14 protein-coding genes are annotated in these 18,024 nt (G+C 62.4%); 5 read left to right on the top strand and 9 right to left on the bottom strand.

Features of this window, described 5'->3' with window-relative positions:
• Positions 1–368: 368 nt before the first annotated feature.
• From ACE04F_RS14920 to ACE04F_RS14910, 3 genes are read right to left on the bottom strand one after another with little or no spacing between them, the layout of a single operon-like run.
• Positions 369–812, bottom strand: coding sequence for a DUF421 domain-containing protein (locus ACE04F_RS14920; protein WP_486107853.1), 444 nt, complete (start codon positions 810–812; stop codon positions 369–371).
• Between the two features lie 7 nt (positions 813–819).
• Positions 820–1,338 (bottom strand): hypothetical protein, encoded by a 519-nt coding sequence (locus ACE04F_RS14915; protein ID WP_486107851.1) that lies wholly within the window; start codon positions 1,336–1,338, stop codon positions 820–822.
• A 10-nt stretch (positions 1,339–1,348) separates the two neighbouring features.
• On the bottom strand, positions 1,349–1,849 hold the full coding sequence (locus ACE04F_RS14910; protein WP_486107849.1) for a CinA family protein: 501 nt from the start codon (positions 1,847–1,849) through the stop codon (positions 1,349–1,351).
• A gap of 167 nt (positions 1,850–2,016) precedes the next feature.
• Here ACE04F_RS14910 and ACE04F_RS14905 point away from each other — a divergent pair, with 167 nt between their 5' ends.
• Both ACE04F_RS14905 and ACE04F_RS14900 read left to right on the top strand, forming a co-directional pair.
• Positions 2,017–2,628, top strand: coding sequence for a Yip1 family protein (locus ACE04F_RS14905; protein ID WP_486107847.1), 612 nt, complete (start codon positions 2,017–2,019; stop codon positions 2,626–2,628).
• Between the two features lie 156 nt (positions 2,629–2,784).
• A complete protein-coding gene (locus ACE04F_RS14900; RefSeq protein WP_486107845.1) occupies positions 2,785–6,930 on the top strand; it encodes a CheR family methyltransferase in 4,146 nt (1,381 codons plus the stop codon).
• A 247-nt stretch (positions 6,931–7,177) separates the two neighbouring features.
• On the opposite strand, the gene ligD is transcribed toward ACE04F_RS14900, so the two are convergent.
• Genes ligD through ACE04F_RS14880 form a run of 4 tightly spaced genes read right to left on the bottom strand, consistent with a single transcriptional unit; the run spans position 7,178 to position 13,327 of the window.
• Complete coding sequence (ligD, locus tag ACE04F_RS14895; protein WP_486107843.1) at positions 7,178–9,799, bottom strand: DNA ligase D; 2,622 nt, start codon at positions 9,797–9,799, stop codon at positions 7,178–7,180.
• A complete protein-coding gene (locus tag ACE04F_RS14890; protein WP_486107841.1) occupies positions 9,796–10,959 on the bottom strand; it encodes a carboxylate-amine ligase in 1,164 nt (387 codons plus the stop codon). Before ACE04F_RS14890 ends, ligD begins: the two co-directional genes overlap by 4 nt.
• On the bottom strand, positions 10,931–11,932 hold the full coding sequence (locus ACE04F_RS14885) for a methyltransferase (RefSeq protein ID WP_486107839.1): 1,002 nt from the start codon (positions 11,930–11,932) through the stop codon (positions 10,931–10,933). The genes ACE04F_RS14890 and ACE04F_RS14885 overlap by 29 nt, the downstream gene beginning before the upstream one ends.
• A gap of 9 nt (positions 11,933–11,941) precedes the next feature.
• Positions 11,942–13,327 (bottom strand): iron-containing redox enzyme family protein, encoded by a 1,386-nt coding sequence (locus ACE04F_RS14880; protein WP_486107837.1) that lies wholly within the window; start codon positions 13,325–13,327, stop codon positions 11,942–11,944.
• A 228-nt stretch (positions 13,328–13,555) separates the two neighbouring features.
• Here ACE04F_RS14880 and ACE04F_RS14875 point away from each other — a divergent pair, with 228 nt between their 5' ends.
• Positions 13,556–14,887 carry a cation:proton antiporter gene (locus ACE04F_RS14875; RefSeq protein WP_486107835.1) on the top strand — a complete coding sequence of 444 codons (1,332 nt, stop codon included), beginning with the start codon at positions 13,556–13,558 and terminating at the stop codon, positions 14,885–14,887.
• A gap of 3 nt (positions 14,888–14,890) precedes the next feature.
• Here the strand turns inward: ACE04F_RS14875 and ACE04F_RS14870 are convergent, their stop codons facing one another.
• Both ACE04F_RS14870 and ACE04F_RS14865 read right to left on the bottom strand, forming a co-directional pair.
• Complete coding sequence (locus tag ACE04F_RS14870; RefSeq protein ID WP_486107833.1) at positions 14,891–15,427, bottom strand: hypothetical protein; 537 nt, start codon at positions 15,425–15,427, stop codon at positions 14,891–14,893.
• A gap of 99 nt (positions 15,428–15,526) precedes the next feature.
• On the bottom strand, positions 15,527–15,967 hold the full coding sequence (locus ACE04F_RS14865; protein WP_305494764.1) for a carboxymuconolactone decarboxylase family protein: 441 nt from the start codon (positions 15,965–15,967) through the stop codon (positions 15,527–15,529).
• Between the two features lie 161 nt (positions 15,968–16,128).
• On the opposite strand from ACE04F_RS14865, the gene pdxR reads away from it, so the two are divergent.
• Positions 16,129–17,562 carry a MocR-like pyridoxine biosynthesis transcription factor PdxR gene (pdxR, locus tag ACE04F_RS14860; protein ID WP_486107831.1) on the top strand — a complete coding sequence of 478 codons (1,434 nt, stop codon included), beginning with the start codon at positions 16,129–16,131 and terminating at the stop codon, positions 17,560–17,562.
• Between the two features lie 124 nt (positions 17,563–17,686).
• Complete coding sequence (locus ACE04F_RS14855; protein ID WP_434568562.1) at positions 17,687–17,980, top strand: putative quinol monooxygenase; 294 nt, start codon at positions 17,687–17,689, stop codon at positions 17,978–17,980.
• The last annotated feature ends 44 nt before the right edge of the window (positions 17,981–18,024 follow it).

Below are 18,024 nucleotides of genomic sequence, written 5' to 3'. Positions count from 1 at the left end.
ATATCGATACCGGCACAATGAGGGTGAACGACTTCAAATCGTTTCTGCTGCTTCTTGCGCGCCATGACAATTCCTCGCAGGATTGAACGGCGCGCGGGGCACACGGTGTCGAACGGATTCACTCTCTCATACGTGGTCACAGCTTGCTGTGCCTACAACGACTCCACGCCGATACCGTGCCGGCCACTCTCCCTCGCGGGTGCGCACACACCAGTGATAGCTACGGCCTCTGTCCCCGCGCGCACCCAATATTAAGCCGAACACTTGTTTGCTGCGCGACAGCGCAGCGTCGGCGACGCGGCGGGGACTCCCTCGCCACAACAGCGCTCCCGCCACTGTTGAAGATCACTCCTCGCCATTGCCAAGGATCACTCCTTGGTAATCACCGAAATCTTCCCGTTACGCTCGATGATCGCGAACTTGATCTGGTCCAGCGTCTCGATACCCTGGCTCGATCGCGCCGCTTCCATGATGTCAGCCTCCACCAGCCGGGCGTGGCGCATGCGGCCCTGCAGGATGCGTCCGTCCTCGACAATCACGGTCGGCCCGCCGTCAATCAGCCGCGAAACCCAGTCGGAGCGCAGCTTGAGCAGCGAAAAGCCGACATCAATGGCAATCAGCGTAACGATGACCATGAACGCGTTGGTCATCGAGAAATCGTCCCCCAACAGCGCCTGCTGCGTGGCTTCGCCGATGATCATCAACAGCACGAAATCGAAGGTGGTGATCTCCGCCAGCGAACGCCGCCCGGCGATCTTGAACAACACCATCAATACCGCATACATCGCGGCGGCTCGCAGTACCGAATCCATACGTCACCTACGGAAAGATGAATTGATTGAACGTGACCTCGGCGCCGTTGGCCGTTGCAATGCGGCTTTCATAGGTACCGAGGCCTTCACCGAGTAGTGACAGGTGCAGGTTGGCCCGCCCCTGTTGATCGGCCTGGACCCAGACCTTCAGGCCCTGCCCCGCGGCGGCCGAACGCACCGGCTGCGGCTGCACGCTCTGCACATCGAACCCTTCCAGCCAGTCGCCGCCGAGCTCCACCGCCAACACCGCGTTGGACGCGCCTTGCAGACGGATGACCAGCGGATTGGTCGAGCCATTGCGGTGGAACATCTCGTATTCGACGCCGATGCTGCCATCAGCGCTTTGCGCTTCGCGACTGCTCAGCGGACCACGGGAAAACAGCCCGAGCAGGGTCAGGATCACCAACAGCACCAATACGTACCAACCGACCCGCTCGAAACGCCAGACCTTGTGCTGGAACACCATGTCCTCGCGCACCGGGAACTGACGGCTACGGTGATCGTCCTGTTCGCACTGATCGTTCATGAGCCCGCTCCTATCGAAGTTCACCGGCCAAAGCGCGCTGGTGATAGCCGGGCAATTGCTGCAAGGCGTATTCGCTGCAGAGCAACTGCACCTGGCGCCGATCACCAAAGAACCGCTCCCGGCGACTGAACAGCGCACGCTGGCCGTTCACCTCGAACGCCCAGGCAAAACAGACCGTGCCAGCGGGTATGCCGTCCTTGTCGTCCGGCCCCAGCAGCCCGGTGGTGGCGACTGCCACGTTGGCGTTGGCGTCGCGCAGCGCGCCCAAGGCCATTTCTTCGGCGACTTCGCGACTGGTGAGATTGAAAGTATCGATGGTCCGCGGCTTGACGCCGAGCAAGCGCTGCTTGGCTTCGGGGGAATACACCACATAGCCGCTTTCGATCAGCGAGCCGCTGCCTGGCACTTCGGCCAGCAGCGTGACGATCAGCCCGGCGGTGCAGGATTCGGCGGTGGTCAGGCGCAGTTCATGTTCTTGCAGATAATCAACCAGGGATTGGGCAACAGTCATGGCATTCAGTCCTTCATGGATGCTGATGGGTTGACCCTTGGCGTTTCGAATCATTCCCTTTATCGCGCCGTTGCCCGGGCACGCCAAATAAATGAAACCCCTGGCCGATCCTGTACCTCATAACGGTATGAGCCTCACGCAGAGGCTGTCCTGATCAGGAGGTCGTCATGTCTGTACTTTTCGTCAAACTGTTCACCCATCCGGAGTTTGCCTGGGGGGACATTCGCGAGCAGGAGCAGGCTCACCCCCACCATTACCTGGCCCATCTGTTGTTGCTCGCTTTGATCCCGGCGGTGTGCCTGTTCATCGGTACTACCTGGACCGGCTGGAGCCTCGCTGAAAACGAGACTGTGCGGTTGAGTCAAGCCAGCGCCTTGCAACTGTGCGTCCTGCTCTACCTGACCATCGTTGTCGGCGTCACGCTGATGGGGCTGTTCATCCGCTGGATGTCGCGCACCTTCGAGGCCCGGCCCACGGTCAACCAATGCATCGGTTTCGCCGCCTACACCGCCACCCCGTACTTCCTCGCCGGGATCTTCGGCTTGTACCCCAGCCGTTGGTTGGCGGTGGCGGTCCTGTTGCTCGCCTCGGTCTACTCGACATTCCTGCTGTTCGTCGGCCTGCCGAAATTCATGGGCCTGAAGAAAGAACAGGGGCTGTTGTATTCGGCGAGCGTCTGGGGCGTCGGTTTGCTAGTGCTGGTAACGATCCTGGTGGAAATGATCCTGCTGTGGTTCAACTATCTGCAGCCGGAATATCTTCGCGTGCCAGTGGGCTGACCCCGCGTTGAGGCGCACAATGCCGGTAGCCGCCGTCAGGCGAACATCAGCTTCGCAATCTTCGCCCAACCCGACTATCCTGCGAGTTTTTTGCACCCTGAACATCGAGGCGCAAGCGCCGGACCGCTCCGCCGCCCTTCCTAAGGCCAATGTCATATGTCATCACCAAGCAAACGCTCTCCCAACGTGCCACAGCGACGAGAGCTGAGCCCCAGCAGCCTGGACTTCCCCGTGGTGGGGATTGGCGCCTCGGCGGGCGGTTTGCAGGCCATCAAGCATTTTTTCGAGCACATGCCCAAGGACAACGGCATGGCGTTCGTGATCGTCCTGCACCTGTCTCCAGACCATCAGAGCATCGCCGACAGGATCATCCAGGAATCGACCAAGATGCCTGTGCTCCAAGTGACCGAGACGGTCCCGATCCAGAAAAACCACGTCTATGTCATTTCCCCTGCCCATGATTTGTCGATGAACGACGGATATCTGAAGGTCAAGCCGGCCGAGCCGCGCGCGGGCGGGCATGTGGCTATCGACCTGTTTTTCCGTGACCTGGCCGACGTACACAAGGAGCGAGCGTTCTGCCTGGTGCTGTCGGGCACCGGCTCCGACGGTGCCGTGGGCCTGTCGCGCATCAAGGAACAAGGCGGCGTGACCATCGCCCAATCGCCCCAGGACGCCGAATTCGACGGCATGCCCCAGGCAGCCATCGACACCCAGATGGTCGACCTGGTGCTTCCCGTGGTGGAGATGCCGCAGAAGCTGCTGGAATTGTGGCGCAATTCCCAGGAAATCCGCCTGCCGACGGCCAACGATCCGGAGATCAAGGCCCAACCGCCAACCTCCGAGCGTGAAGCGGCCGCCGCCGAGCAGTCGCTGCATGACATCCTGGTGCAACTGCGCGCTGGCACCGGGCATGACTTCAAGCATTACAAGCGGGCCACCGTGTTGCGGCGCATCGAACGGCGCATGCAGGTCACCACCCAGCCAGATTTGGGCGCCTACTACGCGTATCTGCAGAACCACCCCGAAGAAACCAAGGCGCTGCTGGGGGACCTGCTGATCGGGGTGACCAACTTCTTCCGCGATCGTGAAGCCTTCGAAGCCCTGGAGCGCGACGTCCTGCCCAACCTGTTGAAGCCAGTCGAGCCAGGTAGCGTGCCGCCTGAGGAAATCAGGGTCTGGTCGGCCGGCTGCTCCACTGGCGAAGAGGCGTACACACTGGCGATGTTGCTCAGCGATCAGTTGCAGCACGATGCGAGCAACGCCAAGCTGCAGATATTCGCCACCGACATCGACGAGCGTGCCATTACCGTCGGTCGCAACGGCTCCTATCCAGAAGCGATTGTCACCGACGTGCCGCCTACTCGCCTGCGCCAGTATTTCGTCAAGGAGAACGCGACTTACCGCGTGCGCAAGGAAATCCGCGAGCGCGTGCTGTTTGCCAAGCACAGCCTGTTGTCGGACCCACCCTTCTCGCAGATCGATCTGATCGTCTGCCGTAACCTGCTGATCTACCTCGACCGCGAGGTGCAGCGTGAAATCCTGCAAATGTTCCACTTTGCGCTGCGCCCGGGAGGCTACCTGTTCCTCGGTTCGTCAGAGTCGGCCGATGCGTGCGGCGAGCTGTTCAGCCCGGTGGACAAGCGCAATCGGATCTTCCGGGCCAAATATGGCACCGCCAGCAGCCGCCGCACACCGACCATGCCCCGTGGCGGCTACGTACGCAGCACTTCGTCCCTGGTCGCCCCGCAGATCATCGCGCCGCGCAAGGTGTCGTTTGCCGATATCCATTTGCGCGCCATCGAGCGGGCCGCGCCACCGAGCATGATCATCGACAGCAATGGCGACATCCTGCACATGATTGAAAGCGCCGGCCGTTACCTGCGGCATGTCGGTGGCGAGATGACACGCAACCTGCTGACGTTGATCAACCCACAGCTTCGCCTGGAAATCCGCACCGCATTGTTCCAGGTGAACCAGAACGGCCAACCGGTCAAGTCCCGCCAGGTCAATATGGAGCGCGGTGGCAAGCGCTTCCTGGTGGACCTGCTGGTCCAGCCCTATCGCGACGACCAATCCGATGGCGAGTTTGTCCTTGTCGTGTTCGAGGAGGAGGAAGTCGATCCCAGCCAGCAGATGGCTACCATCACCAACCAGACCGAAAACCAGGTCCTGGCCAACCTGGAGCGGGAGCTCCAGCGCACCAAGTCGCACCTGCAGGACACCATCGAGCAGGCGGAAGTCTCCAGTGAGGAACTCAAGGCCTCCAACGAAGAGATGCAGGCGATCAACGAGGAGTTGCGCTCGGCCACCGAGGAACTGGAGACCAGCAAGGAAGAGCTGCAATCAATCAATGAAGAGCTGCTGACGGTCAACTACGAGCTCAAGACCAAGGTCGAGGAAACCGACAAGATCAACGACTACCTCACCAACCTGATCGCCTCCACCGACATCGCCACGGTATTCGTCGACCGCAGCATGCGCATCAAATGGTTCACGCCGCGGGCCACGGAAATCTTCAGCATGCTCCCGGTGGACACCGGCCGTTCACTGCTCGACATCACTCATCGCCTGGACTATGCGGAGATGGCTGCGGATGCCACCCAGGTGTTCGAATCGCTGAATATGATTGAGCGCGAGGTCAGCAGCAAAGACGATCGCTGGTACATTGCCCGGCTCTTGCCCTACCGCTCCAGCGAAGACCACATCGACGGCACGGTGTTGACTTTCATCGACATCACCAAGCGGCGGGCAGCCGAAGAAGAATTGCGCCTGGGTGAGGAACGCATGCGCCTGGTTGCCGAAAGCACCCGCGACTACGCAATCATCCTGCTTGACGAACATGGTGTGATCACCAGCTGGAACACCGGGGCGGAGCTGATTTTCGGCCACACCAAGGCCGAAGCCGAAGGCGTCTATTACGATTTCCTGTTCATCCCGGAAGACCGTGCCAATGGTGCGCCGGAAACCGAATTGAGCATTGCTCGCACCAAAGGCCGTTGCGAAGACGAGCGCTGGCATCAACGCAAGGACGGCAGCCGCTTCTTCTGCAGCGGCGAAGTCACGCTGCTCAGGGGCGATTACTTGCAAGGCTATGTGAAGATCGCCCGCGATCTCACCGGCCACAAGCGCCTCCACGAAGAACAGACCCAGCGGCTGATGGAAACCCAGAACAGCAGTCATTTGAAGGATGAGTTCTTCGCGGTCATGTCCCACGAGCTCAAGCACCCGCTGAACCTGATCCAGCTCAACGCCGAATTGCTGCGCCGCCTGCCGGTGACCAAGAGCGTCACGGCGGCGGCCAGGGCGATCAACACCATCTGCGACGCTGTTACCAGCCAGGCGCGTATCATCGACGACCTGCTGGACGTGGCCCGGGTGCGCACCGGCAAGCTCAAGCTCAAGCGCCAGGCGGTCGATCTCGGCCGTGTGCTGCAAGACATCTACACCGTAGTCATCAACGACAACCACCCGAACAAGGTCACCCTGGAGCTGCCCGAGGGGCACGGCGGCGAACTGATTGTCAATGCCGATCCGACGCGACTGGAGCAGATCATCTGGAACCTGGTGAACAACGCGCTGAAGTTCACCCCGAACGGCGGCCGCGTGCAGCTGATCGCCAGCCAGGACGGGCGCATGGCTCGCCTGGACGTCAAGGATTCAGGCGTCGGTATCGCCGCGGAGCACTTGAACGAGGTGTTCGACCTGTTCGGGCAGGCCGAGACCCAGCATGCGACCCATCAGCGCGAAGGGCTGGGCATCGGCCTGTCGCTGGTACGGCAGTTGACCGAAGCCCACGGCGGCAGCGTCGAGGTCAAGTCCGAAGGGCTGGGCAAAGGCTGCACATTCACCATTCGCCTGCCATTGAGCAAGGCTGAACTGGCGCCCAAGCCGCAAGCCTGCGAAGAGCAATCCGGACGCTTGAGCGGCTTGACGGTGTTGTTGGTGGACGACTCCCCCGACGTGCTCGATACCCTCAAGCTGCTGCTGGAAATGGAGGACGCCAACGTCGTTGCGTTCGATCAACCCTTGCAAGCGCTGGAAGCGGCCCGGGACGGCCGTTACGACGTGGTGATCTCGGACTTGGGCATGCCGGTGATGAATGGTCATGAACTGATGCAGGCGCTGCGGGAGTTGCCGCACATCAAAAACATCCCGGCCATCGCCCTGACCGGATACGGTGCCGCTATCGACCTGAACAAGTCGCGGCAGTCGGGGTTCGACCAGCACATCGGCAAACCGGTGTCCTATGACGAGCTGATTGAGGCGATCGAGCAATTGCGGCGGGCGCGGGTTTATTAGAGAGGCGGCTGGCCAGGGATGGGCCTTCCAGCTGGATATTCCTTTTCGGGTCAGCGGTGCCTCTAGTGGAAATGGCCTTTTTGTGGCTGGAGGTGCTCTCAAGTGGGAACTGCTTGTGTGGCGAGGGAGCTTGCTCCCGCTGGGGTGCGCAGCAGCCCTGAGTTTTTTGCGGTCGCTGCGCAACCGAGCGGGAGCAAGCTCCCTCGCCACAAAAGCGGTCTGGCTCCGGCTGAGTATCCGACTCCAGCTACTTGGCGGTGGTCTTCATCCCGATCCGCCGACGCATTTCGGCCGTGATGCTCTGGCGGGTTTTCTGCAGACCCGCCCATGGCTCATGCCCCACCTCCGCCAGCCGCTCATGCACGTTGTGCACGTTCCACAGGTTGGCGCCCTTGAGCTCGGCCACTTCTTCGCGATAAATCGGCACCGACACCGGCAGCCCTTCACGGGTGCGGGCGGCATAGGCACAAATGGTCGTGGCGCCCAGGCCGTTGCGCAGGTAATCGATGAAGATCCGCCCTACCCGGTTCTTTGGCCCTGACACCGCCGAGAAGCGATCCGGCAACAGCTTGGCCATGTGGCTGACGATGGCGTGGCTGAAGCCCTTGACCTCGTCCCAGCCCAACTTGCGGGTCAGCGGCACCACCACGTGGATACCCTTGCCGCCGCTGGTCTTGAGAAATGCCTTCAGGCCCAGCTCATCCAGCACTGACAAGGTCAGTTGCGTGGCTTCCACCATGCTCTTCCACGGCAGTGCCGGGTCCGGGTCAAGGTCCAGAACAAAACGGTCGGGCTTGTCCAGATCGACCGAGGTGGCGTTCCAGGTGTGCAGCTCCACGGTACTCATCTGCACCGCACCGATGAGCGCTTCGGCGTTGTTGATGATCATCACCGGCTGCCCGGTCAGGTCCTTGTCCAGGCTGGTGATGCCGGGAATCGCCAGGCGTTCGGGGTTCTTCTGGAAGAACAGCTCGCCGGCGATGCCATCCGGCGCGCGCACCAACGCCACCGGGCGGTCGGCCAGTTCCGGCAGGATGAAATCGGCGACACTGGCGTAGTACTCGGCCAGTTGCATCTTGGTCGTGCCACTGCTGGCGTCGATGATCCGGTCCGGGTGGGTAATGCGCACCTTGCCGCCCAGTGTCGGTGCCTGGGTGGCCTTGGCTTTTGTCTTGGTCTTAGCCTTGGCCGGTGCCGGCTCCTCCTTGGCGGCGGTTTTTTTCCTGGCGGGCTTCTCTACCGGTTTCGGCAGTTCCTGGGTAATCGCCTTGGCCGGCTTGTCGTTGCGCAAGCCATGGAACACCGCGTGGCGTACCGAACCTTCCTTGGTCATTTCGGCAAACGCCACTTCGGCCAACAGCTCAGGCTTGAGCCAGTGCACGCCCTTGGCCTCGTAACCGGTGGGCGGGTTGACCACGGCGGCTTTTTTCGTTTCCAGGGGCAACAGTTGCTGGTGGATGCTTTTGAGCGTCGTTTCGTTGAAACCGGTGCCGACCTTGCCGGCATACCGCAGCTCACCGCTGTCGACGTCATGCAGGCCCAGCAACAAGGCGCCGAACGCGCTGCGCGAGCCCTTGGGCTCGCTGAAGCCGACCACGACAAACTCCTGGCGATTCTTGCATTTGAGCTTGATCCAGTCGCTGCTGCGCCGGGACACATAGGCGCTGCCCTGGCGTTTGCCGATCAGTCCTTCCATGCGCATCTGGCAAGCGCTGTTGAGCAGTGCTTCGGGGGTTTCCTCGAAGGCGTCGGAGAAACGCAGCAACGGATCTTCATTCGCCTCAAGCACCGCTGCCAGCGCGGCCCGACGCTCCTCCACCGGCACTTTGCGCAGATCCATGCCATTGAGGTACGGCAAATCGAACAGGTAATAGGCGATCTTGCCGCTGCTGCCGGCATCAAAGGCGTTCTGCAAGGCCTGGAAATCCGGTACGCCTTGCTCGTTGGCGACAACCATCTCGCCGTCGAGCCAGGCCGACTCCAGCCCCAGCGCAGCCAGGGCCTCGGCCTGTTTCGGCAGTTTGTGGGTCCAGTCATGGCCGTTGCGGGTGATCAAGCGCACATCGCCATTGTCGATACGCGCCATGACCCGGTAGCCGTCGAACTTGATCTCGTAGAGCCAGTCGCCATCGGGCGCGCTCTCCACCAGCGTCGCCAGTTCCGGCTTGAGGGTTTCGGGAATCGGGCCGGCAACGGCGCCGCTGAGGGTGGTCTTCGCGGTTTTTTTCGAGGTTTTCGGCGGCGCGGCTTTTTCCGGTTGTTTTACCGCTTTGACGGCAGCGGCCTTGCCTCGGCGCTTGGGCACGATCGTGCGGTCGCTGAGCACGCTGTCCGGCTCGGCCTGGACCACGTCGTACTCGCTTTCCGGACGCGCCGCGTCGTCCTGATGCTTGATCAGGAACCATTGCTCCTGCTTGCCGGGCATATGGGTGCGCACCAGGTTCCACAGGCCGGCGAGCTTCTCCCCGCGCAGCTCGAACTTGAGCCGGCCCTTTTCGTAGGCTTCATGCACGTCGCCCTGGGGAATCCACACGCCCCGGTCCCAGACGATGACCTCGCCGGCACCGTAATGCCCTTCGGGAATGCTGCCCTCGAAGGTCGCGTAATCGAGCGGATGGTCTTCGACATGCACGGCCAGACGCTTGACCTTCGGGTCCAGGGATGGGCCCTTGGGCACAGCCCAGCTCTTGAGCGCGCCGTCCAGCTCCAGGCGAAAATCGTAATGCAGCCGCGTGGCGTCGTGCTTCTGGATGCAGTACTGCAAGGCGTGGGCGGTTTTCGCCGCTTTGCGCGAGCGCTTCGCCGCCGGTTCCGGGGTGGCGGCGAAGTCGCGCATGCGGTTGTAGTCTTCAAGGGTTTTGCTGGTCATGGGCCACCTGCAACTTGCGCAAGGGTCGGATCGGCCACGGGCATGCCGGCGGTTTCCGACAGCAACTGATCAACGACGCGGCTCAAGGCCTGTTCGATGGAATCCCCCAGCAGCAAGCCTTGTTCATACAGCACGACCTGGCGATCAGCACTGGTGCCCTCCTGAACGATCCGGCGGGCCTGCTTGAACACGTCTTGTACACCCAGCGCTGTCGCGGTGTCGGCGAAGGTCTGCTCGGCCAGGTTCAGCCATTCGCCAATGAGCATCGGTTGTTCCTGCCCCTCAATGATGAACTCCGCCAGGATGCCGTGGCGCTTGGCCCGGTAGCGGTTTTCCTTGAGGATCCACTGGGACATCAGGCTGTAATTGGCCCCTGGCTTGGGCTGGGCGCAGGCATGGGCGACCATCAGGCGAAACAGCGAAACCAGGCACAGGACGTCGTCGATCCGCGGGCAGGCATCGCAGATGCGCAGCTCCAGCGTCGGGTACCGCGACGACGGCCTGAGCACCCACCAGCAATCGCTGGGCTGGCGAATGGAGCCGGTGCGCGTGAGCATGTCGACGTAGCCGTTGAACGCGGCCTCGTCAGCGAAGAACTCCGGCACGCCCATGCGCGGCCATTCATCACAGGCCACCTGGCGATAACTGCTGAAGCCGCTGTAGCCGCCGTTCCAGAACGGTGAAGACGCACTCAGCGCCAACAACATCGGCAGCCATGGCAGCACTTCGTTCATGACCTTGATCCGGTCCTGATCGCCCGGCACTTCCACGTGCACATGCAGGCCCGATAATACGCTGCGGCGCGCCACCCGCTGGTAGTCGTCGAACAACTGCTGGAAGTGCAGCTCGTCGGTGGGCTGCAAGCCGACCGTGGTCATCGGATGTGAACCGGCGCTCAACAATCCCAGGCCGTGGGGTGCCAGGCGCCGCGTCAGGCCGCTACGCACCTGGGCCAGATAATCTGCGGCCTCCGCCAGGTTTTGAAAGATGGGCGAAGCCATCTCCACCTGACTGAGGAACATCTCGTGGGCGAAATTTTCCCCCAGCTCCTCCCGGCATGCCGCAATCGCCGCCGCGGGCGGCTGGTCGGGCATGTGCCGGGTTTGCAGATCGGTGAGGAAATATTCCTCTTCAATGCCGAACTTCAGACGCCTGTCCATCGATGTTCCCTCCGATACCCGCACCCGTGCGGGTGACAACCAACGCCACCACGGCGATCCGCTCAACGTCCTGATAACCCGGGGTCAGCAATTCCTCGCCGAAGACGTCCGGGTCCAATTCCCGGTAGGTCCAGCCGTACTCCGCTGAATCGCGCCAAGGGCCGAGCGCCTCCAGGAATGGATCGCGACCGTCGACCATCGCCACGCCGGTATAAAGCACCAGCGAGCCACCGGGCGTAAGCCGGGGCAGCGCCTGCTCGACGATACGCAACGACAGGCCGGCGCCCAGCGCGCCGCCGCCATGGCGATAGGCGCGCGCGGCCGGGTCGGCCATGTACGGTGGATTGGCAACGATCAGATCAAAGCTGCCCTCGACGTCCCGAAGCACGTCACTGTGAGCGACCTCGACGTTGGCGACCTCGGCCAGCGCGGCGTTGACGGCGCACAGGCGCAGGGCCAGGGGATTGATGTCCACGGCGAGAACCTCGGCCTCGCGCCGGGCGCGAGCAATCACCATGGCCCCGACACCGGCACCGCAGCCGATGTCCACGGCCCGATGCACCGCGGTGAAATTCTGTTGCAGGTGGGTGTGGATCAGATGGGCGAACCGATAGCTGTCCGGGCCGAAAAACACCGCGTCATTGGCCTGGGTGGGAAACTGCGAATGGGCGAACAGCATGCCGTCCAGGCTCGACCAGCGCACGCGGCTGTACAACAGGCCGTCACGTTCCTCCAGCACCTGCGCCTCCTGCAACTGACGCTGCTCATCGGCGGAAATCAGCCCTGGCGCGAACGGCCGCGACCAACCGAAAACGTCCCGCAGGGTCTTCGAGCGCTCGTTGCCGGGCCGCTGGTTGACCCGCTCATGGGTCAACGGCGTCGGGGTGATGAAACGGTAGCCGTCGGCGTGCAGGCGGCGACCCAGTTGCAGCAGCGCCAGGTCGGGTTCGGACAGGCGATCTTCCTGATTCATGCAGGGCTCCTAACGAAGGGCGGACTTGAGTTCGATGAACCGGCGAGTCGCCAGCAGCCCGGCCGGATGGCTATGGGCGCGCGGCGAAAGCCAGGGCATGAGGATCTGCATCTGCGCATCGGGCGCCTTGCCCCGCAGTACTTGCTGCAGGTTCTGCACGTCCGGATCTTGCGTCGGTGCCTGGGTATCCTGCGCCGCGCCAAGGCTGCGGCGGGCGCCGGGGCGACCGCGTTCCTCCAGCCAGTCGCCGGCAATCCAATCGTGCAGCAGCTGCTTTTCGTAAGGACTGAAGACTCCGAACATCGCCGCGCCGGCGCCTTCGATCAGGGTCCAGAAGCGGCTGTTCTGCGGGTCTTCGTGGCGCCGGATCCAACCTTTGCCTTGCATGGCCTTGAGGAAGCCTTCCAGCTGTCCCGGCTCCGCCAGCCATTGGTTGACGGTCTTGCCTTCGAATTTGCAGTAATCGGAATGCATGTGTTGGCCAAACGGGCGCTTGCGCTCAAGCATGTCGAGGACTTCGCGTTCCAGGTCAAACGACTCGATGACCGCTCGACTGCCCTGCCCCAGGTCGTTGAGGCGATAGCCCAGGGTGACCCGACGCCAGAAGGATTCGCGATCCGCCTCCATCGGCATCAGTTGTAATAGCGATTGCACAGCCTTGTGGGCATGGCCGGTGCTGGCGTTGTCGATGGTCACATGGAGGGTGAAGTAATACGGGTCGATGTCGAGCTCGCTCAGCTCATAGGCGCTGATCAGCAAATGCAGTGGCAGTTGTTCGTAGCCGAGGTTGTAGCCGATGACCTCGGGCAGATACTCGTCGCCGGCATACCCCAAAGCCAGTTGCACTGCACCTTGCAGGTAGCGGTCATCGTCGATGTCGGGCATGTCCGACAGGCCGTGTTCGGCCAGCAGCTTGCGGTAGAGCACGACATGGTTCTGGGCCGGCACACCATCGCCGAGCTCTTCCAGATAGGTACACAGCAACCCTTCGAAACGGTGGTCATGCCAGTGCCTGAGCACGCCGTACAACCAGGCGCCATCCACCAGTTTGGTCGGTCCCACCGCCTGCAGGAAATACAAGGCGTGGGCCTTGTTGTGGAAGAACTCCCGACGACCGCCGCTCTTGCGTCGTTCCAGGTAGTCGGCGTACTGCCGGGCCACGCCGGCGCTGTGCTGTTCTACCCAGGCAAGCAGCGCCGCCGGATCGTCGGGCATCTCCTGCGGCAACGCCGCGGCCTGCTCCAGGCAGGGCTGGAGGAAGGCCTGGGCATCGGCTTGCTTGGCGCTGTCGTCGGCGCCCTGCAGCAACCGCTCGTAGCATTGACGAACGTTGCCGGAAGTGGTGAATGGCTGCGCGGTGGCAGGCCTGGATTGGAGGGGTGTCAGCGCAGTCATAAAGGCCTCTTGGGTTTCTCGACGGGACGCTCGATCAGCACGTCTCTTCCATTGCAGAGCCTCGCGCAGCGGAAAAAATTCCCCTGGATCGAAAAGCGCCCGGATAAACGGGAGCGTGCCGATATGCCGGGGAACCCTCGCTTCGCTAATACCCTCGAACGCTAGGCAAGGCGGCTTTTCGTGGCGAGGGCCACAGGAAAATGAGTGGTCACAATCCAAGGAGCAACCATGATCTTCACAGTGTGGGTAGCGGTGCTCGGTGCCGTGTTGCTGACCCTGGCCCTGACGTCGTCTTACCTGCGCTGGATGCCGGTCACCACCTCTGCCGTGTGCCTGGCGCTGGGCGTCGCCATTGGCCCGGCGGGGCTGGGTCTGTTGCGGCTGGGGGTCGACGATTCGTCCGCCTGGATGGAGCACCTGACCGAAGTCGCCGTGGTGTTCTCGCTGTTCGTCAGCGGTCTCAAGCTGCGCCTGCCACTGAAGAACCGCAGCTGGCGCGTGGCCTACGGGCTGGCCGGTCCGGTGATGATCCTGACTATCGTCGGCCTGTGCCTGACGTTGCACTACCTGTTTGGGCTCGGATGGGGCGTGTCCATGCTGATCGGCGCGATGCTCGCGCCCACCGATCCGGTGCTGGCGGCACTGGTGCAGGTCAACGATGCCCGCGACGATGATCGCGTGCGGTTCGGCTTGTCCGGGGAAGCCGGGCTGAACGACGGCACCGCATTTCCCTTTGTCATCCTTGGCTTGCTCATGCTCCAGGAAGACGGCAGCGGATTCCTCGGCGAGTGGGCCTTGCGCAACGTCTTGTGGGCCGTACCGGCGGGGCTGTTGATCGGCTACTGGATGGGGCGTGGCATTGGCCGGCTGACCTTGTCGATGCGCATCAAGAACGCCGACAGTACCCTGTCGCCAAACGATTACTTGGCCCTGGCGTTGATCGCCCTGGCGTACGTCGCGGCGGAGTCGGTGCAGGGTTACGGCTTTCTTTCGGTGTTCGCCGCCGGCCTGGGATTGCGTCAGGCGGAAGTCGAGTCCACCGATGAAAACGCGCCGCCGGCCGAGCATCTGGTGCAACCGTTGGTAGGCCATGAAGCGGTTGATCCGGAGCAGGCCGTGCACGGCGACACCCAGGCCCTGGACGATGGCCAAGTGGCAGCCGGGGTGATGATGAGCGACATGCTGGCGTTTGGCAGCCTGGTTGAGCGTTCCATGGAAGTTTTCCTGGTGACACTGCTAGGCGTGGTCCTCGCCCATCACTGGGATTGGCGGGCCGTGGCCATTGGCGCCCTGTTGTTCGCGGTAATCCGCCCATTGAGTGTATTGGCGATGCCCTGGGGACGGCTGCTGGACGGGCCGCAACGGCTACTGATCGGCTGGTTCGGCATCCGCGGCATTGGCAGCCTGTTTTATCTGTTCTACGCCTTGAACCACCAGCTGCAACCCGAAGTGGCGCAGCTGTGCATCGACCTCACGCTGTCGGTGGTGGCGCTGAGTATCCTGGTCCACGGCGTGAGTACCCAACCCGCACTGGCGTGGTATGAGCGCCGAAAAAAGTGACAGTCAGCCACCCGGATCGGTCACTTGGATAAAGACCGAATACACCCCCAACAACACCCAGAACGCCGCGAATATCCAGGGTGTACGCACCGAAAACAGCAGCGACTTGCGATAACCCTTGTGGGTCGACTCGCGCTCGCTGAACAGCGGCGACTCGTCATAGGCCAGGCCCATCAACGGTTCACTGCGCAGCAACTCGCTTTGCTTGAAATGCCAATGGTCGATGATTTCGTAGGCGGCCCGAATGCCCGGCCAGGCGTTGAGCGAACTCAGGAAACCGAGCAGCGCCAGGAATGGCGGTACGATCAGCGTGAAGAGCTTGCCCCACTCCGGATTGAGGTTGGCCATGCACGACGCGAAGGCAATCACCAGGAACGACTGTGCGGCCAGATACGCGTCGGTTCGATTGGCCAGGATGCTGGTTTCGTACTGAATCTCCCGTCGGTAGAAGTCCAGCCGCTCCTTGGGTGAGCCGAACAGCTTGGCATTGTGCTCGGTCAGTTCTTCTTCGGGCGTAGGGTGAGTCAGGATTCTGGGCATTGCGCAGGGGGTGCCTCGGCTTGATTGGGTAAATTAGAGGTGATTGCCGTGGCTGAGTTCAAAGCAACGGACCGGAGGCACGTGATCCAAACCAGCCGCTTAACCACCGGGACTCTGGCGAAAACTTACCGCCAGGCGGTTCCAGCTGTTGATGGTGCTGATCGCCAGGGTCAGGTCCACCAGTTCTTCTTCGCTGAAACTGGCACGGGCCAGGGCGTAGACGTCGTCTGGCACCTGGCTTTCGGCCAGCAGCGTGACGGCTTCGGTCCAGGCCAGGGCGGCGCGTTCGCGCGGGTTGAAAAACCCGCTGTCGCGCCACACCGCCACCGCGTAGAGGCGCCGCTCGGTCTCGCCCTGGCGACGGGCATCCACCGAGTGCATGTCGGTACAGAAGGCGCAGCCGTTGAGCTGCGAGGCGCGGATCCTGATCAGGTGCAATAACGCCGGCTCTATGCTCAGGCGACTGGTCAGCGCCTCCAGGCCAATCATGGCCCTCATCGCCGCGGGGGACGCACTGTAGTAATCCAGACGCGGGCTCATGGCGGGCTCCGTAGTGATCGATGAATCCACGGTAGGTCGTCGAGGCCGCGCGTGACAGGTCCAATCCGCCGAAAAACCCCCACGCAACTTCTCCGCCCCAGCGCATTGCGAGTAATCTCGCGTTTTCCCTGCCGCCAACGATCACCCAGGAGCCCGCGGGTATGGAACTTCATGTCGTCATCAACGGCCGCAAGGACCTGACGGGCCAGTTGTACCGGCAACTTCGCAGCGCCATCGAAAGCGGTCGCCTGGCGGCCGGCACGCAGCTGCCGCCCAGCCGTCTGCTGGCCGAGCAACTGGGCATCTCGCGCAAGACAGTCTCCGACACCTACGCCCAGCTGACCTACGAAAACTTCCTCACCGGCGTCATTGGCAAGGGCACCTACGTCAATGCCCGCCCAGCCAACATCGTGCGCAAGCAAAGCCACCGCGAGCTCGCCGGGGCGGACGTCGTCGAGACCTGGCGCAACATGCCGGACCTGCTGCGTCACCCGCTTGCCGAAAGTGCGTTGCGCTATGACTTCATCGGCGGCGCTACCGGTAAAGGCCAGTTTCCCCTGGATGACTGGCGCCGGTGTACGGCCCATGCCCTGCGTCAGATCGCCAACGCCAAGGGCTTCTACAGCCAGCCCGAAGGGTTGGCGGCGCTGCGCAATGCCATAGCCCGGCACATCGCGTTCTCTCGTGGGGTCAACTGCCAGGACGAGGACGTGGTGGTGTGCAACGGCGCGCAGCAGGCGCTGGACCTGATTTCACGGGTACTGACGCGCCCGGGCAGCCTGGTGGCCATGGAAGATCCCGGGTATCCGCCGGCACGCCTGCTGTTCGGCTCCCATGGCGCGACGGTGGCCGGGGTGGCGGTGGATGGGCAAGGCATGCGCGTGGACTTGATTCCCGACGGCACACGGCTGATCTACGTGACCCCCTCCCACCAGTTCCCCCTGGGCATGCCGATGAGCCAGCCCCGGCGCGAGGCCTTGCTGTCGCGGGCCTATGAACTGGGGGCGATCATCATCGAAGACGACTACGACAGTGAATTTCGCTATGAAGGTCGGCCCACCGACTCACTGCAAAGCATGGATGAGCGCGGGATCGTCGCCTACGTCGGGACGTTCTCCAAGACCTTGTTGCCGGAGCTGCGGCTCGGTTATGCAATCCTGCCCCCGGCGATCCTGGAAGCGGTGATCCTCGCCAAGCGCCTCACCGACCAGCACACCTCCACCCTGCCCCAATGGGCGCTGGCCAAATTCATCGCCGAGGGCTGCCTGCTCAAGCACATCCGCCGTTGCCACGCCCTGTACGCAGGCCGGCGCGAGCGACTCCTGGCGCGCATGGGTGACGATCTGGCGCCTTGGTTCGAGGCCGTGCCGACCACCGCGGGTTTCCATATGGCGGTGCTGTGCAAGGTGCCAATCGACGTGCCACTGGTGATCGAGCTGGCGAAAAAAGCCGAGGTCGGGCTTTACAGCCTCGACGGTTTTTTTCATGCCGCACCGGTACGCTCCGGCCTGATGCTAGGCTTTGGCGCCATCGAACTGCTCGACATCGACGTTGCCCTCGACCGTTTGCGCGACATTCTCCAGCAGGTCGCCTGATCGATTGGACTGGGGATTTATCCGCCCATTGGCTGTTTTAGCCGGGTGCCGGCAGGCCTATTCTGCTTGGGTGTCATCACGTATCGGAAGCACTCCCGTTCGACTTGATTCAGGAGCCAGGACAATGTCTCGCCAAGTGATCAACACCGTACAGGTGCAAGCCGCCGCCGGACGCTCGGAAGAACTCGGCCGGCAGTTGCAGCAAATCGTCGAAACCCTGCGCGCCTTGCCGGGCTGCGATGCTTACATGGTCGATCGTTGCCCGGAGCACAGCGACCGCTGGAACGTCAGCGCCCGCTGGCAATCGGAGGCGGCCATGCAGGCCCATTTCAATTGCCCCGAAGTCCAGGGTTTCATCAGCCTGATCGAAAGCCGCCTGGCTCGCAGCGTCGACTTCAACAGTTTTCCGCTGGTGTGAATCCCCTTTACTTGCACTGACAGCTTTCGTGGCCAGGGAGCTTG

It is taken from the genome of Pseudomonas sp. AGC41 (assembly GCF_057334555.1).
The sequence above is the reverse complement of the archived record's forward strand: the minus strand, read 5'-3'. Positions and strand labels throughout refer to the sequence as shown.